Genomic DNA, 20,641 nt, shown 5'->3' on the forward strand with positions numbered 1-20,641 from the left:
ACATCAGGTGAGCGAACAGCAGGATATCGAGGCGGTTGACGCCATCGTCGCGCGCGCGCGCGCGGCCCAGGCACGCTATGCCGCGACGGCAAACCAGGACCAACTCCGATTGACCGTGCAGGCGGTGGCCTGGGCGCTGATGGAACCCGCGCGCAACCAGGCGCTGTCCGAACACGCCGTGGCGTCGACCGGGCTTGGCAATGTCGCGGACAAGGTGCGCAAGAACCACCGCAAGACCCTGGGGCTGATGCGCGATGTGCTCGCGGCAGCCACAACCGGCGTGGTGCGTGAGGACCCGGCGTCGGGCATCACCGAGATCGCGCGGCCGGTCGGCGTTGTTGGGGCTGTCGTGCCCTCGACCAACCCGGTGGCGACGCCGACCAACAACGTGATCAATGCCCTGGCCTGTGGGAACGCGATCGTGCTGTCGCCCTCGCCGCGGGGGGCAGCGGTGTGTGAGCAGCTCATCGCCTACATACACGCCGAATTTGCCAAGATCGGCGCCGACCCGGATCTCGTGCAGATGGTGCCGGCGCCGTCATCCAAAGTGAAAACCCAGCACCTGATGGAGTCTGTCGATCTCCTGATTGTGACCGGCAGCCAGGACAACGTCCGCCGCGCCTACGCCTCCGGCACGCCGGCGATCGGCGTCGGTGCGGGAAATGTGTCCGTGATTGTCGACGGCAGCGGGGACCTCGATGCTGCCGCGGAGAAAATCGCGGCGTCCAAGAGTTTCGACAACGCCACGAGTTGTTCATCCGAGAATGCCCTGATCGTGCTCGATGCCGTCTACGACGACATGCTCGCCGCCTTGCACCGTGCGGGTGGCCGTCTGCTGCAGGGTGCTGACGCTGCGGCCTTGCACGGTGCGCTGTTTCAGGCCCAGGGGCTCAACAAGCACCTGATCGCGCGCGATATCGACGTGCTTATCGCGGGCGTCGGCGTGTCTGTGCCCGACGCTGACACCGCGCGCTTCCTGCTGATCGAAGGCGACGGGGTCGGGGCGTCGCACCCCGAGTCGGGCGAGAAGCTCTCGCTGGTGACCACGCTCTACCGGGTGCCGGATTTCGATGCGGCGAAACGGCTCGCGACGGCGTTGTTCACGCACGTGGGCGCAGGGCACTCGATCGGTCTGCACTCGGCGGACGAGCCGCGAGCACTCGAACTGGCGCGCGAGCTGCCGACGTGCCGCGTGATCGTCAACCAGGCGCACTGTTTTGCCACGGGCGGTTCCTTTGACAACGGCATGCCATTTTCGCTGTCGATGGGCTGCGGCAGTTGGGGCGGCAATTCGATCGACGACAACTTGCACTACAAGCACTTCATGAACATCAGCAAGGTGGTACGCGTCATCCCGCCACGCGAGCCCAGCCTCGACGCGGTGTTCGAGCACTACTGGGCCCACGCCGGGCGATGAACGGCGACAGCGGCTGGACCGCAGCTTGGCTCGATGAGCTCGACGGCCTCTCGATTCACGCGCTGATCGAGCTGCGTGCGCGCCAGACAGGCGACGCCGTCTGGCTGATCGACCCCGAGGCGGGTACCACCTTGACGTACGCCGAGCTGCTGGCCGCGTGCCGGCGGGTGGCGGGGTTTCTCGACGCCGAAGGTGTGGCGATCGGTGCGAGCGTGGGCTTCGCGGCAGGCAACAGTGCCGACACAGCCGCGGTCGTGCTCGGGATCGCATTCGCCGGCCGGCGGGCAACGGCGATCAACCTGGTCGCCGGTGCCGACACCATCGACTACGTCGCGCACCACGCCGGGTGCGCACTGATCCTGCACGACGAGGCCGGACGCGAGGCGCTGCCGGACACGGTGGTGCAACGCACCCGACTGGCCAGCTGCAGTGATGCGCTCGCGGGCCCGCCGAGTACCGGCAGCGTTTCCGTCCCGCTGTCCAGCGACGGACTGTTGATGTACACCTCTGGCACCACCGGGCGACCCAAGGGTGTGCGGCTGAGCCATGGCAACTTGCTGGCAGGCGGCTGCAACACGGCCGTGGCGCACCAGATCACGGCCGATGACCGTGCGCTTTGCGTGTTGCCCCTCTATCACATCAACGGACTGTGCGTGACGGTGTTTGCGCCACTGGTGTCCGGTGGCAGTGTGGTGATGCCGCCGCGCTTCTCCGTGAGCGCGTTCTGGAATTGGGTCGCGGCGCACCGCTGCACCTGGTTCTCGGTCGTGCCCACTCAGATTTCCTGGTTGGTGCACGCCGAGCAGGGCCGTGTGATTGACGGCACCGATGCCTTGCGTTTCGGTCGCTCGGCTTCAGCGCCACTGTCGCCTGACGTGCACCGCGCCTTCGAATCGCGGTTTGGTGTACCCATCATCGAGACCATGGGCTTGACCGAAACCGCGGCTCAGATCCTCTCTAACCCCATGCCACCAGGAAAATGCAAGCACGGTTCTCCGGGAGTGGCTGTGGGCAACGCGGTCGAGATCGTCGACACGCGCACCGGTGGGCGCTGTGACGTGGGCACGGAGGGGGAGATTCGCGTACGCGGTGCCAACGTGATGCAGGGCTACCTCGACAACCCGGAGGCCACGGCCGCCGCGCTCGGCAGCGACGGCTGGTTGTGCACCGGTGACCTTGGGCGGATGGATGCCGATGGCTACGTGTTCGTCACAGGACGGTTGAAGGAGCTCATCATCAAGGGCGGCGAGAACATCGCGCCACGCGAGATCGACGAAGCCCTGCTCACCCACCCTGACGTGATCGAAGCGGCGGCCTTTGCGCGGCCCTGCACGGATTTTGGCCAGCGTGTGGAAGCGGGTGTGGTGCTGCGTCCGTCTGCCGATTCGACGCCCGAGGCCTTGCGCGAGCACTGTGTCTCGCGGGTCGGTCTGTTCAAATCGCCCGACCGTGTGCACGTCCTTGACACCCTGCCCAAGGGGCCCTCCGGCAAGGTCCAGCGGCTCAAGTTGGCGGACGCACTCCACAGGCAGTGAGTCGCTTCAGGTCGGCGCGCTGTGCGCGCCCGCGTGTCAGGCGCAACACGGTACACTGACGCTTTCGACGAGTACCTTGAGCACCATGCCCCTTTTCGATCCCATTCTCGCGACTGCACGTCAGCAGCCCGGCCGCATCATCCTGCCCGAAGGTGAAGACCCCCGGGTGATCTCCGCCGCAGCCGCAGCGCGTGATGACGGCACGGCCCTGCCGATCCTGTTGGGCGATGTCGCGGTGATCCGCGACACTGCGCATGCTGCCGGTGTGTCACTGGACGGGGTCGATCTGCTGGATCTCGCGAGCGTCGCCGCGCGCGAGGACCTGGTGGACGCCGTGGTCGACCGCCGCAAGCACAAGGGCATGACGGCAGAGGCGGCCCGTTCGCACTTGTCCGACCCGGTGATCGCTGCGCTCGCGCTGTTGGCGGTCGAGGAAGCCGACGGCTTTGTCGGCGGTGCCGTGGCGTCCACGGCGCACGTGCTGCGGTGGGCCTTCGGCCTGATCGGGCGGGCAGACGGGGTCAAGCAGGTGTCGAGTTTCTTCCTGATGCTGCTCGAGCAACCGCACCACACCCCGCACGAGGCCGTCTTGTTCGCCGATTGCGCGCTGGTGATCGAGCCCGACGCGTCCGAGCTCGCGGGCATTGCCGAGGCCACCGGGCGGAGCGTGACGGCCTTGCTGGGCGACGAGCCGCGCATCGCGATGTTGTCGTTTTCGTCTGCCGGCAGCGCCGACCACACGCGGGTCGACACCGTACGCGAGGCGACAGCACTGGTGCGGGCTGCACAACCGGGGTGGAGCGTGGCCGGTGAGGTGCAGTTCGACGCCGCCTTTGTCCCCGATATTCTCGCGCGCAAGGCGCCCGACCTCGCACTTGGCGGCCGCGCCAACGTGTTCGTGTTTCCCAACCTCGACGCGGGCAACATCGGCTACAAGCTCGCCGAACGGCTCGGGGGCTGTGCCGCACTCGGTCCGGTGATTCAGGGCCTGGCGAAACCGGTCAATGACCTCTCTCGGGGGTGCTCAGCGGGCGACATCGAGGCGGTCATGGCGATCACCAGCGTCCAGGCGGCCGCGGGCTAGCGGCCCGACTGGTCTCATCGGCCGGAAAAAACTGCGAACCGGGCCACGGAAACTCGAAAACTGTGACGCCCGTCACAGAGTCACTGTGACCTTATCGATACATTTCGCTCAACGCTTACGAGGAATGTGTCGTGACTCACACAAACAACGCGGTACTTCACACGGGTTTTGCGCTCTTTACGCTGCTTACGGTGTCGGTGCTCGAGATTGAACCGGTTGCCGATGCTGGCGTGCCTGACCTGCTGCCGCAGGTGTGGAGCCTCGATGCGGTGTCTCCCACGCTCGACATCGAGAAGGCCAAGTTCGTGCGGCACACCCGCAACGTCGCCGGCCGGGCCCGGCTCTGGCACGCGCACGCCATCACCGCCTTGTTGAACGAGGCGGTCTGGCGCAACGACCCTGACTTGGTGGATCGCGTGCAACGGCATCAGGCCACCCCGCACAGTGCGATGGCACAGGACCAGCTGACCGGGGCGGTGGTCGACATCCTGCGTGCAAACGGCTACGGCCTGTTGTATCCGACCGAGGACGCCGAGGCCTTGGTGTTGGCCCTCGAATCCGGCTCGCTGGCGGGCTTTTTCGATGCGCGAATCCCCCCGCCAACCCTGTAAATCCTTGTTTTAGGGTGTTTTCTGGCAGATGAGGCCGTCACGCGGTCGCTTGAAGAGACGCTCGATCGGGTGTGGTCAGCCCGCCCTGGAATCCGCTGTTGCTCGCCGCGACGGTACCGCATCTCACTGACGTCCCCCCCCCCCAGATGCCCTGATTCCGGCGACAGCCGGCGCGCGGCCTTGCCGTGTCGGCGCGGTTGCCGTCGCACCGGAGGCGCACGTGAGATGTATCAGAGGTGAAACAGATGCGTCGTTTTTGGCCACCTAAGCGTGGTCAGGCGCACGAAATCCCGTCGGCCACCCCTCGAATTGTGTGAACCGGTTCGCAAAACGCTGGGGCATTGCCGAGTCAATCACGTATCACCGTCAGTTTTGTGAATCGGTCCGCAAAGTGGCTGTGACGGTATCGATACATTCTTCTCACCAGCAACGAGGAATGTGTCGTGAAACACAACAACAACAACCGCATCACGTTTTCCGCGATTGCCCTTGCAATCACCACCGGCCTCACACTGGCCGCCCCGTCTCGGGCTGCCACGGCGATCGAGAGCCCGGTGCTCACCAGCCCGAGCGCGGCCTGGGTCGACACCGTCGTCGGCGACCTCAACAAGTCCGCGATTCAGGCGCATGTCGACCTGATCAGCGGCGGCGACCGCTTGTGGGGCATGAGCGTGCTGACGCAGCTCGTCTTCGAAGCGCGCCTGCGCGGCGACCAGACGCTCGAATCCGACCTCGACAACCTGGTCAGCCAGACCGGTCTCGACAACGTGGACCGCGCGGTCACCGGTGTGGTCGTCGATTTCATGCAACGCCACGGTTTCGAGTCCGGTGACCCGCTGCGCGTCGGTGAGAACCTGGTCGCGGCGTTGCACGCGGCAACCCTCGATCAGTACTTCGCGGCCGAGCTCGAGGGTCTGGGCTACGAGAAGAACCTGCGGCGTGCACTGGCACGCTACAACGCCGTGGCAGACAACGGTGGTTGGGCCCAGGTGGACGTCGCGCTGACCGGCGATGACACCCTGAGTGCGGCGGACATCGCCAACGACGACGCGCTCTACGGCGCCATCCAGGCCCGGTTGGCCGCCTCTGGCGATTGGCGCGGCAGCTCGATCCCGAGCGCGCGTCTCGCCAGTGCCAACCTCGAATTTGCACTCTCGCGCTTTCAGACGCGCCACCAGCTGCCGGCGACCGGCCAACTCGACGGTGCCACGGTCGCGGCGATGAACGTGAGCGTGTACCAGCGCATCGCCACACTGCAGCTGAACCTCGACCGCGCGGTTGCCAACCCGGCGTCGACCCACCGCGACGGCGTCACGGTCAACATCCCGTCTTTCAAAGCCAGCTACCTGCGCGACGGCGAGGAAGTGTGGTCGAGCGACGTGATCGTGGGCCGCGACGGGCGGGAAACGCCGCTGGTGGAAAGCGCCATCGACACCGTGGTGCTGAACCCGAGCTGGTGGGTGCCGCGCCGCATCGCCCGCAACTACATCCTGCCGAAGGTCAAGGCCAAGCCCGGCTACATCCGTTCGCGCGGCTTCCAGGTGCTCGACGGCGCGGGCCGCCCGGTGTCGCTGAGCGCGGGCAACTGGAACAACGTGGTCGCCACAGCGAAGAGCAACCTGCGTTTCCGCCAGCTGCCGGGACCGCAGAACGCACTGGGCGAAGTGAAGTTCCTCTTCCCCAACCGCCACAGTGTCTACCTGCACGACACCAACGCCCGTCACCTCTTCGAGCGCGTGACCCGGGCCTTCTCCTCAGGCTGCGTGCGGCTTGCGAAGCCGATGGAGCTGGCCCGCGTCATCCTCGAGCAGCAGGGACTCGACGCGGAAGCGGTGAACGCGATCGACGCGAGCGACAAGACCCACCGGGTGAACCTCGAGCAGTCTGTGCCGGTTCGGACCGTGTACTTCACCGCCGACGTCACGCGCGACGGTTCAGTGCACTTCTACAACGACATCTACGACCGCGACGGCACCGTCATCGCCAAGGCGCAGGACACGCTCGGCTGATCGCGCGCTTCCCACCCTCGCTGCTGGAAACCCGCCGACAGGCGGGTTTTTTTTGTCCACGCCACGCCCGGGGGATGCCCGTGTGGCGGGCGGTACACTGCACGGCCAGTCAATCGGAGGATGTGCACAATGCGGCCCCGCATCGCGACCGTCACATTGGTGGTCAAGGACTACGACGCCGCCATCGCGTGGTTCGTCGGCAAGCTCGGCTTCAACCTGCTCGAAGACGCGGTCATCGGTGCAGACAAGCGCTGGGTCCGGGTGGCGCCCGAGGGCGGTGGCGCGGCGCTGCTGCTCGCGCGGGCCGTGGGTGACGCGCAGCGCACGGCGGTCGGTGCCCAGGCCGGCGGTCGGGTCGCGTTTTTCCTCGAGACCGACGACATCCGCCGCGACCACAGCCGCTTCCAGGCCAACGGCGTCCGCTTTCGTGAGTCCCCGCGTGAAGAGCCCTACGGCACCGTGGCGGTGTTCGAGGACCTCTGTGGCAACCCTTGGGACCTGATCGAACCGCGGTGAGGCCGCGACGTGAGTGGCGAGGCTGTTCAGGCCGTGTGTTGTATTCCAGTCAGGGCGATTCTGCGTGTGCGCGTCGAGCTGCTTTGACACAGACGAGGAGCCCACAGCCAAACGCGGCGGCGACCAACAACGTTGCCAGCAGCAAGGGCTTCACGGTATCGACCGAGGCGGCATCGTCGTTTCCGACAAGGGCTGTCAGACCGAACATCAGGACGGCGAACGCGAGCCGCTGAGAGAGGCTCATGATCGACAAAAAAACAGCGCGCTCAGCGTTGGGCACGCGCGGCGCGAGGGCGGCGTTCAGGGGCGCGTGAAGCAATGACATCGGAAAATTTCGTGTCGCTACCAACGCCAGACCAACCAGTCCTGAACTGAACAGCAGTGCGGTCACGAGGCCGGCTTGCATCGCCGCAGCAACTGCGAACAGACCGAAAAGACCGAGGTGCTGCCGCCACGGCGAACTGAGGCGAGCCGCGACTGCACCGCCAAACATGGACAGGCAAATCACGGCACCGGACAACACACTCTCAGGCAAAGCGGCTACGTTCAGGGTGTCTGCAGCACCTCGCGAATACGCCTGGTACAGCTCGTACACGATGCCCTGAAGCGCATACAAGACGATCGTAGCGACAAACAACCATGCCAACAGCGGGTTGCGCAGCCTCGCTGTGGTCTGTGCGAGTGACCGCGCGAAACCGCGGTGTTCTTCGACCCGACGGTCGGTGTCGGCCATGCGCGTCAGCACGATGAGACTGGCGATTGCGCCAACCCCCGTCAGTGCGTAGGCAAGGCGCAGGTCCACAGCGCCGAGCACGCCGCCGCACAGGCAGGCAAGTGCCATCGAGGACATGCCTGTCCATTCTGCCTGCGCTTCCCGGCGTTGGTACTCGCACGTCCTGCCCAGAGCATCGAGCGCCTCATAATGCAACGCCGTATCACTGCCTGATTGCAGTGCCACGCCTCCGGCCAGTGCGACGTTGGCGAAAACGTACACGCTCCAGGGGCCACCCACCATGAACAACACCGCCGAAAGCGCGGTAGACGCCGCGGCACACATCAAGGTCGTGCGCCGACCCAATCGATCCGACAGGTACCCGGAGGGGACTTCGAGCGTGACCACAGCGACGTAGTAGATGCCCGAGAGCAGCATCGCCTGCTCGAGTGACCAGTGTGAGGTGAGGTAGAGAAAAAAGACGGGAATCCAGGGCATGAAGCCACTTGTCGCCCTCAACGCAGGGTACAGACGTACCGTGTCCACCAACGTGGGTCTCTGCGGGTGTTCCACTGGCGAGGGATCCGACTACTTGGGTCTCTTTGGTTTGCGACGCGCCAGCCTTGCCTGACGTTTGGCCTCGCGCTCGGCGTTGCGTTCGGCGGTCTCCTCGCGTTCGCGCGCCAACATCTCGGGCGTTTCGAGGGTGAGCTGTCCGAGGGCGCCGCTGCGCAGGTCGGCCAGCACCACGCTGGCGGCCCGCTCGAGGTGCACGCCGCCGCCCCGCACCAGGCAGCCCCGTTTGGCGCCGACGGCTTCGAGCGTCTCCACGGGCGGCGTCGCAGCGGGGTTCAGGCCGTACCGTTCGGCCAATCGCCCGGGGTAGAGGGCGTGCAGGGCCTCGATGGCGAAGAGCGCCACCTCGGTGTGGTCGATCGCGGTGTTCTTGATCGCCCCGGTCGCCGCCAGGCGGTAGCCGCTGGCGTGGTTGTCAATGTTGCCCCAGAGCAGACCGGGCGTGTCGAGCAGGCTGAGGCCCGCATTCAGCGTCACGCGTTGCTGCCGTTGTGTCACGGCGGGTTCGTCGCCGGTGCGGGCGATCCGGCGGCCGGCGAGGTGGTTGATCAGCGTGGATTTACCCACGTTGGGAATGCCCACCATCGCGATCGTGACCGGTACATCGCGACGCCGCTCGCCGAGCAGGGCGCGCACCCGCTCAGGCAGGGTATCGGCGTTGCGCCGTGTGTCGAGGCCGAGCAGCAGTACCGATTCGCCTCGGTCTTCGCACGCCTGTTGCCACACCGCCGTCATGGCCGGGTCGGCGAGGTCGGTCTTGGTGAACACCACCAAAACGGGTTTCTCACCGCGCAGATCGGCCAGGCTCGGGTTGCTGCTGCTCGCCGGGATTCGGGCGTCGCGCAGTTCGATCAGCACATCGATCCTCGGCAGCACCTCGGCGAGCTGCTTGCGCGCCTTGTGCATGTGGCCCGGGTACCACTGAATGGCCATCTGTCAGTCCACTTTGTCCGATTCGAGGAGGGTGCCCTCGACGACCACCGGGGCGGCCTTCTCGGCAACCGACGCTTCGCGCTGCAATCGCTCGTGGCGTCGCCGCAACAGGTAGCCCGCCACGCCACCCCCGGCCGTGCCGAGTGCGATCCAACCGAGGGTGAACAACTGCGCCAGCATCATCAGCCCGCCGAGAGCCACCGCGGCGGCGGCGAGGCTGCCGGCGCGGAAATTGGCGCGAGCGGTCTGTGCGGCTGCCTCGCGACTGATGCGGCGCTGCGTCTCGGCGACCAGGTTGTGTTTTTCCTTCTCCGCTGCGTTGCGGATCTTCTCGCGTTCGAGCGAGAACTCGTCCTTGAGCTTGCCGACGTGGTCGCGGTGCCGGAGATCCGACGCGAGTGACAACCAGGACGCGTGCACCAGCGCAATGATCACCAAACCGATCGCCACCAGCCACCAGACGTTCTCCGCGGGCGACAGAAACGCGCCGATGGTTGCGGCGAGCGCGAGGCTTTGGACGAGCACCGAGCTGATGAAGAAGCGAATCACGTGCGCACGCAGATGCGGGGGACACCGGTATTATGGCGTATTGGCTCGGCCCGGAGGGGGCTCAAGGACCTCCTGGGCGTGCGCCTGACCCGGTTGGAGGCGTGGCATGAAGGTGGAGTTCTGGTTCGATTTCGGCAGCACCTATTCCTACCCGGCGGCACTGCGTGTCGAGTCGCTCGCGGCGGCGGCGGGTGTGCCCGTGCTGTGGCGCCCGTTTGTGCTCGGTGCCGTGTTCAAGCGACAGGGTCTGGCGACGTCGCCGTACAAGCAACACGCGGAAATGGAGCGCTACATGTGGCGGGACGTTGCGCGTGTCTGCAGCGACCTTGGCGTGCCGTTCAATCGGCCCCGCCGGTTCCCGCAGAACGGCTTGCTCGGCGCGCGTGTCGTGGCGCGGTGCGCCGAGGCGCCGTGGGTGTCGGCGTTTGTGCGTGAGCTCTTCGCCGCCAACTTCGAGCACGATCTCGATATCGCCTTGCCGGACACCGTGGCGCACTGCCTGCGCTGTGTGGGCGCAGATGCTGCTGACGTGATCGACAGTGCCACCACCGAGCAGGCGAAGTTGGCCTTGCGCGTGCAGACGGATGCGGCGATGGCGCTCGGTGTCTTCGGGGCACCAACGTTGCGCGTCGGAGACGAACTCTTCTGGGGCAACGACCGTCTCGAACAGGCGCTGCGTTGGGCGGTCGACGTGCGGACCGGAGGCAACGGGCCAGGCCGAGATGGTGAGGACCCTCAACCGCGAGGCTGACGCGGCCGCGTGCTGGTGTGGATTGAAGGCGGCAACAGCGATCGCGTAGGATGGCGTCGGCGCCTTCCAACCCACCGCCGGAGTGTCCCGTGATCCCCTCGGATGTGCTTGATGCGATGCGCACGTGGCGTCGCCACCTGCATCAACACCCGGAATTCGGCTTCGAGGAAGTCGGCACTGCGCAGTTCGTGGTCGACCGGCTGCGTGAGTTCGGCTTCACCGACATCGAAACCGGTGTGGGCGGCACCGGGGTGGTGGCGTCCTTGCGCCGCGGGCAGAGCGACAGGGTGATTGCCTTGCGCGCTGACATGGATTGCCTGCGCATCAGCGAAACCACCAACCTGCCGTACGCCTCGACCCACCCTGGCTTGATGCACGCCTGCGGACACGACGGTCACACAGCCACCCTGCTCGGGGCGGCGGCCACGCTGGCGTCCTCCGAGCTTTTCGATGGCACCGTGCGGTTTGTCTTTCAGCCCGCCGAGGAGTGGGGGCAGGGTATGAAGGCGATGATCCGTGACGGCCTTGGAACGCGCCTGCATTTCGATGAGGTGTACGGCTTGCATAACAAGCCTGGCCTGCCTGTGGGCCACTTCGAAATCCGGCCTGGTGCCTACATGGGTGCCGAGGACGGGTTTCGGATTCACGTGAGCGGCGAGGGCGGACACGCCTCGCGTCCTCACGATTGCCAGGACGCGATCGTCTGTGCCTGCGCTATCGTCGGCGAGCTGCAAACCGTGGTCTCCCGCACCCTCGACCCCGCCCAATTGGCGGTGGTATCCGTCACGGCGATCCACGGGGAGAACGTCAAGAACGCGATCTCCGGTGACGCGGTGATCGAGGGCGATTGCCGGCATTTCGATGACGCCGTGAGTCGACAGATCGAGGCGTCGATGCGCCGTATTGCAAGCGGTGTCGCGGCGGCGCACGGTTGCCGTGTCGAGGTGTCCTACGAGCGCGTGTTCGTGCCCTTGGTGAATGATCCCGTTGCAACCGAACACGGGCTCGACGCTGCTCGTGCGGTGTTTGGGGCCGACCGTGTCAGTGACGAAGCACCCCGGATGGGGGCGTCGGAGGATTTTGCCCAAGCGCTTGCTCTGGCGCCCGGCGCCTTCGGCAACATTGGCAACGGCGACAGCGCACCGCTGCACAACCCGGGGTACAACTTCAACGACGACGCTCTCGAACCCGGCGCCCGTTGGTTCGTCGACCTCGTGCACAGGCGGCTTCCGGTGGCGTCGGGCGCAACGCCGTGACGACACAGAAGCCCCACCCGCGCGGCTGAAGGCCATGGTTCATCTTGACGGCGTACACCACGCGGCGATCATCTGCTCGAACTACGCGCGCACCAAGGCGTTTTATGTCGAGACACTCGGGTTGTCAGTGGTCGCCGAGCACTATCGGGCGGATCGGCAATCTCACAAACTCGACCTGGCGCTGCCGGACGGCAGCCAGCTCGAGGTGTTCTCGTTCCCGGACCCACCACCGCGAGCGAGCGGGCCCGAGGCCTGCGGCTTGCGCCACCTCGCCTTCGTGGTCGATTCGGTGGCGAGCGTGGCCGACAGTCTCACGGCGCGCGGCGTCGAGGTCGAACCGATTCGGATCGACGAATTCACCGGCAAGGCTTTCACGTTCTTCACCGACCCCGACGGCTTGCCACTCGAACTCTACGAGCGCTGACACCCGGGTGGCGTGATCCGCAACAGCCCGCCCGGGACTGCCTGTGCGCGCTCGGCCCACGCGATGACGCTGGCGTCGACGCGTGCCGTATCGAGCGGGCGAACGGGCGCGTTGATGACCAGCGGTGTGTTGCAGTCCAGCGCGAGGCGGTCGATGAAGTCTGACCAGGATTCCTTTTGTGCCGCATAAGGCAGGGTGTAGGGCCTGCGGTTGTGCAGGTGCGGAAACAGGTAGTTCAGGTGCACCGGGCCGAACACGACGATGCTGCCGTCGGGCAAATCATCAAAACGGGCTCTCACCGCGGCAACCGTGTCGGCGTACTGTGGTGTGTGCCAGTGACGCAGCACGCCGCGCGGTGTGGTCAAGACGAACGAGAGCACCAACACGGCCGACACGGTCCACACGACAACAGCCCGGGGTCGGCCCTCTGCCCGGTCACGGAACGTCACGCACAGGGCCGTGAACACCAAAACCGTGGCCGGCGTAAAAAACCGGAACCCGATGTTGTCGAAGTGCGTGATAGAACGGAGTACCAGGATGGCGGTCGCGTACACGCCCGCGGTCGCGATCAGCACACCAGCCAGGCCGGCCGATCGGCTGTCGAGTGTACGGGTATGCCGCCGTCGGTACGCAACCGCCACCAGTGTCACGACGATCACCGTCATGGCGGCGCCGAGTACCGCGTTTCGGGGTGAGGAATAGAGGGCGAAGGGGACGGCCTCGACGAGGACCGCCAGGCTGAACATCGCAGCGAGCGCGGCGGGACTTTCCGGTGCGGCAATGCGTTCTATGCCGGTAAGGTGTCCGGTTTCGCGCACGTTGTTGAGCAGATACGCCACCGAGAACACGGCGCTGGCTGCGGTCGCCGTTAGAAGACGAAACGCGTCCCGGCGACGCGATTTCTGGACCAGAAGCAGCAGGGCCGCCAGGCCCATGATCCCGAGCGAGACCGCGCCGACATACCGCAGCAGAAAAAGCGATACTGCGAGGAGCGCAAGCACGAGACACCGTGCCGGCTTGGTGTCCGTCAACGCGTCGTGGAGCGTCAAGGTGAAGTGGAGGAACAGCAACGCAAACAGCAGGTCGCTGCTCGAGTAGCTCGCGAGTGTGATCAGGCTCGCGAACAGGAAGACAGAGGCCACGTGGTGCGCGTCGTCAAACCGCCGTCGCAACGCGAGCAGGCTCAGGCCGATGGCGACGAGGTTGAGCGCCTTGGAGGCCCAGAAGACCCCGAGGCCCGACACGGCGCTGGCCAGGTAGACTGCGGTCGGGTAGCCCACGGGCCAGGTGGCGAACAGCACATCGGCGTGTCCAGCTTGCCCGGTGGCGTCGTAGACCGGTGCACGGTAGCCACGCCCGTCGAGCAGCTGTTGCGCCAGGCGCAGGTAGTTCGCGTGGTCACGCGACACCTGCCCGTCTGGGTCGAATGTCGACAGCAGCAGGACCGACGTCACCACGGCGAGAAAGGTCAGCAGCATCCAGAGGTCCCGTCGGACAGCGGCGTTGTGTATGACAGGCGATGCGGGGGTCATCGGACAGCGGCCGTATCAGAGCGACAAGCGCTTGAACACCGGTTCGGGAATAGCGCGAATCACCAGCATGATCAGCCGCCACACGGGCAGGGTGTAGAGCGTGTTGCGTTGCTTCGTGACCCCCGTGTAGACCGCTTCGGCCACCTGCGAAGCGTGGGCAGTGAGCGCTGCGGGCAGGTCGAGGTGCGCGGTCATACGGGTGGCGACGAAGCCAGGCAACACCGTCATCACGTGCACACCGTGCGCGTGCAAGCGGTTCCGCAGGCCCGACAGATAGGCGGTGAAACCCGCCTTGGCCGAGCCGTAGATGTAATTCGAGGCGCGCCCGCGCAACCCCGCAACCGAACTCACACCGACCAGCGTGCCGGTGCCCCGCTCGGCGAAACGGGACCCGAGCGCTTCCATCAGACGTGCTGGCCCTTCGAAGTTGCTGCGCAGGACGGCTGTGGCAAGGTGTGGATCACGCTCGCTTGAGGCCTGCTCGGGCATGAAGCCGATCACGCAGACGGCGACATCCGGCAGTGTGGTCAGCCCCTCGAGCAGCTGCACTGGCGCCTCCGGGTTCGTGGCATCACAGTCGAGTAGGGTGGCCTCGGTGTTGTGGCGAATGGCGAGGTCGGCCGCCGCGGCCTCGAGGCGGGCGGATTTCCGCGCGGCGAGGGTGATCGAATACCCGCGGCTGGCAAAGGCGTGTGCAATGGCCTGGCCCATGTCCGAGGCGCCCCCCAGGATCAAGACGTTTGGTGTGCTCACAACGACAGTCTCTCCGATTGCAAGGATTGGAAATGCGCACCGCCACCGCTCGCCCGGCGTCGTGCCTTGAACGCGGCAACCCGCGGGTCCATTGCCTCGAGCTCCGGCGCAGTCAGCAGCGCGTCCTTGGCGAGGTATACACGGCCCTCGTGTTGCTGCGTGAGGCGATGCAACCGCGCCACCAAGGCGATCGTTTTCGGTGTGGCCGGAAAGTCGAGCGCGAGTGTGTACCCGGCCATCGGAAAGGCGATGCCCTCGGCTCGCCCGTGGCCCATGCGTTTCAACACCGCCAGGAAGGACGCCGCGCGGGACGCGGCGATGGTGTGCAGCAGTTCGGCCATCCCGCGCTCGGCCATGTGCAAGGGCAGAACGGCCTGAAACTGCACGAATCCCTGTTTGCCGTACAGGCGGTTCCATCCGCGCACCGCGTCTAGGGGGTAGAAGTACGCATCCCACCCGGCCAGCCGTGGCGCGGTGTCGCGTTTGCCGCGGTGGAAGTACAGGTGATTGAACGCTGCGATGGAGAGTGGGTTGAGCAGAGAGACCGGCGGTGTCACGGGAACGTGCAAGCGCCAACGCGGTGACAGGGCGTAGCGGTCCCGCTGTTGCGCCGGTGACAGCGCCGACAGCGGCGCATGCTCCCCAAAGTACACCAGCGAGCGGCCAAGGGCGTTGCCGGAGCGCACGCAATCGATCCACGCCACGGAATAGGGTGCAGAGGCGTTGGACTCGAAGGCATCGAATGCGGCCCGGAAGTGTGGTGCGACCACGGTGCGTGTGCGTATCCAACCTGTCTCGACGGCTCGCAGCGCGACGCTGGCCCGCAGGATGATACCCGTGAGGCCCATGCCACCGACCGTGTCGTGGAAGAGCGTGCTGTTCTCGTGGTGCGAGCAACGCACCGTTTCGCCGGTGGGCAGCAGGAGGTCCAACCAGTGCACACAGTCGACCATGCTGCCGTCGACGTGGTGGTTCTTGCCGTGCACGTCGGCGGCCAGCATGCCGCCGAGCGTCACGTGTTTGGTCCCCGGCGTGACCCTCGGGAACCACCCGCGCGGTAGACAGGTCGCGATAATATCTGCAAGACTGACCCCAGCCTCTGCGACCAGCTCGCCGGTGTGGACATCGAAGGCGATGAATTTGTTCAACCCCGCCGTCAGCAGCGTCTGCTCGGCCGACACGGCGCTGTCACCGTAGGACCGTCCCAGACCGCGTGCGATCAAGGGTCCGGAGGCGAGCCGGGACGCCGCCTCCGCGGCGGAGGCGCACCGCTGCAGCGTGGTCTTTGCGCCGCCAAACCGCCCCCAACCTTGCAGCTTTGCATCGGCTGGCCGGCTCATGTCAACGGCCCGGAGAACACCCAGCGTTTGTCGAGCTGGTACTTGACCACGTAGCCGATCGACAAACCGATGATGGCGCCGAGCTCGCGCATGGCGTGGTCGTGTGTGCCAAACCAGAAAACCGATTCCGTAGCCCAGAAGATCAGGGTGGTGAAGACACCGGTCAGCGAGTACAACGAAAAGCGGCCCGCATGGTGTTGCGGTGTGCGCTCGACCACCTGGAACACCCACCGCGCGTCGAGCGCGTACTTGATCAGGAGGCCCGTGGCCGTGCCGACGACCAGCGCAGTCGTGAACCACGCGGGCGTGGTGTCCACCGCGAGCACCGCGTTTTGGGCCAACAGGTTGCAGGCAGAGGCGAGTGCGGCAAACACGGTGTAGCGCACCAGTATCTGGGTCTTGCTCAGCGGCTTACTGGGTTGCATAGACAAACAACACCGCGATGAGGGCGAGGCACAGGTAGCTGGTTCGGTCGCGTGCAGAGAACACGATCGGGTCGTCGTGCATCATCCCGCGGTGGGTCGCCATGATCATGCGCAGCAACCAGTAGAGCAGCACCACACAGGCACCGAGCAGGATGCTCGGTTGCTCGTAGCGCACGACCACCTCTGGCGATTTCAGGTACAGCGCCATCACCAGAATCGACAGCAAGCCGGAGGTGACGGCGAACTGCGCGATGACCTGCAAGTCCTTGGTGATGTACCCACGGCCGACGGTGTGTTGTGTGCCACGCTCCTCCGAGTCGAGCAGCTCAGCCTGCCGCTTGATGGCCGCGAGAGACAGAAAAAAGAAGAGCGAAAAAATCAGTAGCCATTCCGACAAGGGCGTCATGGTTGCGATGCCGCCAGCCAACAACCGTGTGGTGTAGAGCAGCGCCAGCACGATGATGTCCACCATCACCATCTTCTTGAGCGACAGCGAGTAGTAGGTCGTCAACGCCAGGTAGAACACGATGATGACCACGAAGGGCCAGTTGATCGTCAGCGCAAGCAGCAAGCCGATGCCGAGGGCCCCGGCGGACAGGATCGACCCCCGCAGGATGGGCAGCTCGCCGGAGGCGAGCGGGCGGAACCGCTTGCGTGGGTGTGCGCGGTCGTTGCCGAGGTCGAACAAGTCGTTGATGATGTAGATGCCCGAGGCGATTAGCGAGAACGAGACAAAGGCGAGCACAGCCTCAATCGCGGCAGCGCTCTCGAATTTGTGTGCCGCCAGAACAGGCACGAAGATCAGCGCGTTCTTCAACCACTGGTGAGGGCGCAACGCCAACAGGGTGCTCTTGAGATCGACGCCGTCCCCTTCGCTGAGGTGGGTCTTCTCGATGCCGAGCGAATCGACCTGAGCACGCAGCTTGCGCGGTGCGTTGACGGTAATGGCGTGTTCAGAGGCTTGCCACACTTGCAAATCAGGTTTGCTGTCCCCGGCGTAGGCGAAACCGTGTGGAAAGCGGTCGAGGAGAAAGCGCGCCTTGTGTTCCCCTTTGAGGTTGACCGCATCCGTCGTGCCCTGCACGTGGTCGAAGAGGCCGAGGTGGGTGGCGATGCGCCTGGCCAGCGTGTCGTGGGTGGCGGTCACCAGCGCGACCTCACCGCCACGCGACCGCCAGTCCCGGATCAGTTGGAGTACACAGGGGTTGTACGGCAGGGTCGCCACGTCTACCGACGAGCGTTCACCCAGGTAGCGTTTCAAGGCGCTCTTGCCTGAGAGCAACGCCCGCAGGGCCGCAAGCAGATTCAGGCAGCCGGTTGCCGCGGCGTTCCAAAAGGTCTCGTACAGCATGTCGGACTTGAGCAGCGTGCCGTCGAGATCGACGACCAGTGTGCGGGGTCCGGACCCGACGCCGAAAGGGGTTGAATTGCGCATATCGCATCCGCTCCAGAAACCGTTTCAGAACAGTCGCTGTGATGCGCATCCTTGCGATTAGTGGTACAAAAACACCAAAACCTAACGAAACAGGCCCTAAAAACACTGCTGGTTGTTTTCTTTTTGAAACAGGCAAATTTCGTAAATAACTGTATTATATAAAAATATCGGCTAGTCGAAACAGGTATACACGTCCAGTACACGAAAAACCGTTTCTTCACCAAAAATAACAGTTGGACTATTGTAATAATTCGTTTGAACGACGACTTACAGATACTGCGCAATTAATGTCGTGAGACGCGCAATCAAGGCCGATGCCTGATGTCCCTCGGTCGGATCCCGAATCGCGAGCGGAACGCGTCGGCAAAATGCGATGGCGTCTTGAAACCGCACCGCTCGGCAATCTCGGAAACCGGCAGGGCGGTGGTGTGCAGCATCGACAGGCTGTGCTCGAGTTTGGTGCTCAGGAGGATCTTCGCGAAGCCGGTCCCGCGTTGTGCGAGGGTGCGCCGCATGGTTGAGGCGCTCACGTTCAGGTGCGCTGCGACGGCGTCGGCACGCCAGTCGGCTCGCAGATCGGTTTCGATGATCTGCCGCACTCGCACGATCGGGTCGTTCTCGCTCGGCAACGCGATGTGGTATCCGGCTTCGCGCAACCAGATCAGCGGTTCGACGACGCGGCGTGCGTGCAGCGCCGGTGGCAGGTCCGCTCGGGACAGGGTGTCCTGAATCAGCGGCAAAAGCGTGTGCGGGCGAAGCGGCGTGTTGCGCACGATCTGGATGTCCTGGGCGGTCCGGTTCGACCCGGCGTCCCCGAATGTCGTTGCGACAAGGTCGTCGGCATAACTCAAGCCCACGGCTCGGTATTGCGCATCGCTGTCCGGTCGGTTCTCCATCGACACCAGCAGGCGCGGCGGAAACACCAACAGGTCACCGGCGGAGGCGAGCAGCTCGGCACGCGCTGACTGCACCCGCTTCGTGCCCTGCAGCACGAAGAACAGCGAGGTCTGGCGCACGTAGAGCGCCGAAAAGGTCGCTGAGGTGGCCTGGGAGATCTCGAAGAGTCTGACGCTGTCGTCGTTGGGGTCACTCATCGCGCACACGTCTGGGCTTGCGGTCCGGCCGCTGCAGGGAGTCTAGTGCACCGGAGGGATCGACCGCGTCGCGTCCGCCGAGCGGGTCGCCACCCGATCGTGGCCGAGCCTTGGCCCTCCCCGGTTGCCTGTGCGGGTGCTATGGTGCAGGGTCGGGACGCGCAACCGGACGCCGTGCGATCATAGCCCCGAGGAGGCAAGTGTGCACATCGGCTTGATTGGCGGGATCGGACCTGCCGCGATCGACTGTCACGACCGAGGCGTGATCGCAGCTGCGCTGGGCAACTTCGACGCCCAAGCACACCCACGGGAGAACCCATGAAACGCCTGTTGAGGTCGCTCTTTTCCCCTCTGTTGACGTTGCTTGAGCGCGGCGATGGGCCGTACACCTACCGCGAGTCGTACCGCAAGATCCTGGTCGCGGTCGGCAGCCTGTTCTTCCTGCTCGCGGCGGCGCTGGTCGCAGTCGGTGTGACAACCGGCCAGGCCGGTGTTGCCATACCCGGCGTGGTGTTCTGTGCCGTCGGTACCACGGCCTACGTGGTCGCATTCCTCGGCTCGGACCGCGCAGTCGCAACCTTGTGGGGAGGGCGCTGACGCCCGCCGGGCCGCTGGGCAGTTCCTTGGGTCGTCACAGGCGCGTTCACGGCGCACAGCGACATCACCGCCGCTCGACGCGAACACCGAAACGCCGACTGCGAGTCCTATGGTGCACCCTCTGGCTGCGTGTCAATCGCTGCCTGTCCGACGTCGCCCATCAACTGGACTATGTGATGCGCAAGGGTGCGGCGGGCCAGCGCTGCCACGGCCTCAGGCAGCTGACCGAGTACGCCCCCGCGCGCCACCACGGTGAGTGTCCGAGACAAGCCTGTCACCGGTAGCGGTACGACGCGCAGGCGCATGTGCTCGACCAGGCCGTCAATCAGCAGGGTGGGTGTCAGAAGGCTGAAGCCCATCCCGTTTGAAACGCACGCTGTCACCATGCTTGATCGGTCCGCTTGTACCACGCGTTTTGGGACGAAAGTCAGCCGCCTGAGATGCTGTGTCGTTTGTTTTCCGACTTGCGTGCTGTCGGAAAACCGGATCAGGGGCAGCTTGGCCTGAATCGCCTCCAAACTGTCGGTTCGTCCACGGTAGTCAGAGGGCAGGACCAACAGAAAGGCCTCTTGCAGCACCGCATGCCGCTCTAGGCCGTCGAGGTCGTAGATCGGATTGGAGGTGATCGCCAGATCTGCCTGTTTTGTCCGAAGCAAGCGCTCGTGGTCACCGCTCTGGCCGGCATGCAGACTGACGTCCTGCACGCCGAATTCGGATCTTGCGAGTGCAACCAGGCCAGGGGTGAGTGTGGTCGCGATGGATGCTTGCAGACCGACTCGTAGCACATTGATCGGACGCGGCCCAAGCCTGCGCATTTCCGATTCCATGGTGGCCAAGGCGTCAATGACGCTCGTCGCCTGGGCGTGCAGGCGCGCGCCGGCCTGGGTGAGCCGCACCGGTCGTGTCGCGCGGTCAAGCAGCTCGACGCCGTAGGCCTTCTCCAGGCGGGCGATGTGTTGGGAGGCGGCGGGTTGGGTGAGCCCGAGCAACGAGGCGCCGGCGCGCATCTGTCCGGTTTCTGCAACGGCCACCAGGACTTCGAGGGAACGCAATAACCCCGGACTGAATTGACGTGACCTTGGCATAACCGCC

20 protein-coding genes are annotated in these 20,641 nt (G+C 65.2%); 10 read left to right on the forward strand and 10 right to left on the reverse strand.

The annotated features are described in order from the left end of the window. The first annotated feature begins 7 nt into the window (after positions 1-7). From AAGA11_05445 to AAGA11_05470, 6 genes are all read left to right on the forward strand, one after another. Positions 8-1,417: an aldehyde dehydrogenase family protein gene (locus AAGA11_05445; protein ID MEM9602284.1), complete on the forward strand. Its 1,410-nt coding sequence runs from the start codon at positions 8-10 to the stop codon at positions 1,415-1,417. Then, the gene (locus tag AAGA11_05450) at positions 1,414-2,952 is read left to right on the forward strand and encodes an AMP-binding protein (protein ID MEM9602285.1); all 1,539 of its coding nucleotides are present in this window, start codon (positions 1,414-1,416) and stop codon (positions 2,950-2,952) included. Before AAGA11_05445 ends, AAGA11_05450 begins: the two co-directional genes overlap by 4 nt. Before the next feature lie 85 nt (positions 2,953-3,037). Further along, on the forward strand, positions 3,038-4,036 hold the full coding sequence (pta, locus tag AAGA11_05455; GenBank protein MEM9602286.1) for a phosphate acetyltransferase: 999 nt from the start codon (positions 3,038-3,040) through the stop codon (positions 4,034-4,036). Between the two features lie 131 nt (positions 4,037-4,167). After that, on the forward strand, positions 4,168-4,647 hold the full coding sequence (locus tag AAGA11_05460) for a hypothetical protein (protein ID MEM9602287.1): 480 nt from the start codon (positions 4,168-4,170) through the stop codon (positions 4,645-4,647). Positions 4,648-5,090: 443 nt separating this feature from the next. Beyond that, positions 5,091-6,656 carry a L,D-transpeptidase family protein gene (locus AAGA11_05465; protein MEM9602288.1) on the forward strand — a complete coding sequence of 522 codons (1,566 nt, stop codon included), beginning with the start codon at positions 5,091-5,093 and terminating at the stop codon, positions 6,654-6,656. A 129-nt stretch (positions 6,657-6,785) separates the two neighbouring features. Beyond that, positions 6,786-7,172 (forward strand): VOC family protein, encoded by a 387-nt coding sequence (locus AAGA11_05470; protein MEM9602289.1) that lies wholly within the window; start codon positions 6,786-6,788, stop codon positions 7,170-7,172. A gap of 49 nt (positions 7,173-7,221) precedes the next feature. On the opposite strand, the gene AAGA11_05475 is transcribed toward AAGA11_05470, so the two are convergent. From AAGA11_05475 to AAGA11_05485, 3 genes are all read right to left on the reverse strand, one after another. After that, positions 7,222-8,382, reverse strand: coding sequence for an MFS transporter (locus AAGA11_05475; protein ID MEM9602290.1), 1,161 nt, complete (start codon positions 8,380-8,382; stop codon positions 7,222-7,224). A gap of 90 nt (positions 8,383-8,472) precedes the next feature. After that, positions 8,473-9,393: a ribosome biogenesis GTPase YlqF gene (gene ylqF, locus AAGA11_05480; protein ID MEM9602291.1), complete on the reverse strand. Its 921-nt coding sequence runs from the start codon at positions 9,391-9,393 to the stop codon at positions 8,473-8,475. A 3-nt stretch (positions 9,394-9,396) separates the two neighbouring features. Further along, on the reverse strand, positions 9,397-9,942 hold the full coding sequence (locus AAGA11_05485; GenBank protein ID MEM9602292.1) for a hypothetical protein: 546 nt from the start codon (positions 9,940-9,942) through the stop codon (positions 9,397-9,399). Positions 9,943-10,048: 106 nt separating this feature from the next. Here AAGA11_05485 and AAGA11_05490 point away from each other — a divergent pair, with 106 nt between their 5' ends. The 3 genes from AAGA11_05490 to AAGA11_05500 all read left to right on the forward strand — a co-directional run bounded on the left by AAGA11_05490 (position 10,049) and on the right by AAGA11_05500 (position 12,373). Then, positions 10,049-10,693, forward strand: a complete 645-nt coding sequence (locus AAGA11_05490) for a 2-hydroxychromene-2-carboxylate isomerase (GenBank protein ID MEM9602293.1) — start codon at positions 10,049-10,051, stop codon at positions 10,691-10,693. Positions 10,694-10,809: 116 nt separating this feature from the next. Next, a complete protein-coding gene (locus tag AAGA11_05495) occupies positions 10,810-11,949 on the forward strand; it encodes an amidohydrolase (GenBank protein MEM9602294.1) in 1,140 nt (379 codons plus the stop codon). A gap of 34 nt (positions 11,950-11,983) precedes the next feature. Beyond that, complete coding sequence (locus AAGA11_05500; GenBank protein MEM9602295.1) at positions 11,984-12,373, forward strand: VOC family protein; 390 nt, start codon at positions 11,984-11,986, stop codon at positions 12,371-12,373. Here AAGA11_05500 and AAGA11_05505 read toward each other — a convergent pair. The 6 genes from AAGA11_05505 to AAGA11_05530 form a co-directional block, all read right to left on the reverse strand. Beyond that, on the reverse strand, positions 12,361-13,851 hold the full coding sequence (locus tag AAGA11_05505) for a hypothetical protein (GenBank protein ID MEM9602296.1): 1,491 nt from the start codon (positions 13,849-13,851) through the stop codon (positions 12,361-12,363). The genes AAGA11_05500 and AAGA11_05505 overlap by 13 nt on opposite strands. Before the next feature lie 69 nt (positions 13,852-13,920). Then, on the reverse strand, positions 13,921-14,658 hold the full coding sequence (locus AAGA11_05510) for an SDR family oxidoreductase (protein ID MEM9602297.1): 738 nt from the start codon (positions 14,656-14,658) through the stop codon (positions 13,921-13,923). Beyond that, positions 14,655-15,998 carry an FAD-binding oxidoreductase gene (locus tag AAGA11_05515; GenBank protein MEM9602298.1) on the reverse strand — a complete coding sequence of 448 codons (1,344 nt, stop codon included), beginning with the start codon at positions 15,996-15,998 and terminating at the stop codon, positions 14,655-14,657. The genes AAGA11_05510 and AAGA11_05515 overlap by 4 nt, the downstream gene beginning before the upstream one ends. Further along, positions 15,995-16,423, reverse strand: coding sequence for a GtrA family protein (locus AAGA11_05520; GenBank protein ID MEM9602299.1), 429 nt, complete (start codon positions 16,421-16,423; stop codon positions 15,995-15,997). Before AAGA11_05520 ends, AAGA11_05515 begins: the two co-directional genes overlap by 4 nt. Continuing rightward, positions 16,410-17,858, reverse strand: coding sequence for a UbiA family prenyltransferase (locus AAGA11_05525; GenBank protein ID MEM9602300.1), 1,449 nt, complete (start codon positions 17,856-17,858; stop codon positions 16,410-16,412). The genes AAGA11_05520 and AAGA11_05525 overlap by 14 nt, the downstream gene beginning before the upstream one ends. Positions 17,859-18,163: 305 nt before the next feature. Next, on the reverse strand, positions 18,164-18,952 hold the full coding sequence (locus AAGA11_05530) for an AraC family transcriptional regulator (GenBank protein ID MEM9602301.1): 789 nt from the start codon (positions 18,950-18,952) through the stop codon (positions 18,164-18,166). A 318-nt stretch (positions 18,953-19,270) separates the two neighbouring features. Between AAGA11_05530 and AAGA11_05535 the strand changes: the two genes are divergently transcribed. Next, complete coding sequence (locus AAGA11_05535) at positions 19,271-19,549, forward strand: hypothetical protein (protein MEM9602302.1); 279 nt, start codon at positions 19,271-19,273, stop codon at positions 19,547-19,549. Between the two features lie 107 nt (positions 19,550-19,656). Here the strand turns inward: AAGA11_05535 and AAGA11_05540 are convergent, their stop codons facing one another. Beyond that, a complete protein-coding gene (locus tag AAGA11_05540) occupies positions 19,657-20,634 on the reverse strand; it encodes a LysR family transcriptional regulator (GenBank protein ID MEM9602303.1) in 978 nt (325 codons plus the stop codon). Between the last annotated feature and the right edge of the window lie 7 nt (positions 20,635-20,641).

The organism is Pseudomonadota bacterium (assembly GCA_039196715.1).
Classification (GTDB): Bacteria; Pseudomonadota; Gammaproteobacteria; order CALCKW01; family CALCKW01; genus CALCKW01.

Excerpts from the sequence above, each read along its gene's own strand:
- AAGA11_05475 (MEM9602290.1), bottom strand. The coding sequence starts at position 8,382 with ATGCCCTGGATTCCCGTCTTTTTTCTCTACCTCACCTCACACTGGTCA.
- AAGA11_05505 (MEM9602296.1), bottom strand. The coding sequence starts at position 13,851 with ATGCTGCTGACCTTTCTCGCCGTGGTGACGTCGGTCCTGCTGCTGTCG.
- pta (MEM9602286.1), top strand. The coding sequence starts at position 3,038 with ATGCCCCTTTTCGATCCCATTCTCGCGACTGCACGTCAGCAGCCCGGC.
- AAGA11_05535 (MEM9602302.1), top strand. The coding sequence starts at position 19,271 with ATGAAACGCCTGTTGAGGTCGCTCTTTTCCCCTCTGTTGACGTTGCTT.
- AAGA11_05520 (MEM9602299.1), bottom strand. The coding sequence starts at position 16,423 with ATGCAACCCAGTAAGCCGCTGAGCAAGACCCAGATACTGGTGCGCTAC.
- AAGA11_05540 (MEM9602303.1), bottom strand. The coding sequence starts at position 20,634 with ATGCCAAGGTCACGTCAATTCAGTCCGGGGTTATTGCGTTCCCTCGAA.
- AAGA11_05500 (MEM9602295.1), top strand. The coding sequence starts at position 11,984 with ATGGTTCATCTTGACGGCGTACACCACGCGGCGATCATCTGCTCGAAC.
- AAGA11_05450 (MEM9602285.1), top strand. The coding sequence starts at position 1,414 with ATGAACGGCGACAGCGGCTGGACCGCAGCTTGGCTCGATGAGCTCGAC.
- AAGA11_05470 (MEM9602289.1), top strand. The coding sequence starts at position 6,786 with ATGCGGCCCCGCATCGCGACCGTCACATTGGTGGTCAAGGACTACGAC.
- AAGA11_05495 (MEM9602294.1), top strand. The coding sequence starts at position 10,810 with ATGCGCACGTGGCGTCGCCACCTGCATCAACACCCGGAATTCGGCTTC.
- ylqF (MEM9602291.1), bottom strand. The coding sequence starts at position 9,393 with ATGGCCATTCAGTGGTACCCGGGCCACATGCACAAGGCGCGCAAGCAG.
- AAGA11_05515 (MEM9602298.1), bottom strand. The coding sequence starts at position 15,998 with ATGAGCCGGCCAGCCGATGCAAAGCTGCAAGGTTGGGGGCGGTTTGGC.
- AAGA11_05525 (MEM9602300.1), bottom strand. The coding sequence starts at position 17,858 with ATGCGCAATTCAACCCCTTTCGGCGTCGGGTCCGGACCCCGCACACTG.
- AAGA11_05530 (MEM9602301.1), bottom strand. The coding sequence starts at position 18,952 with ATGAGTGACCCCAACGACGACAGCGTCAGACTCTTCGAGATCTCCCAG.
- AAGA11_05490 (MEM9602293.1), top strand. The coding sequence starts at position 10,049 with ATGAAGGTGGAGTTCTGGTTCGATTTCGGCAGCACCTATTCCTACCCG.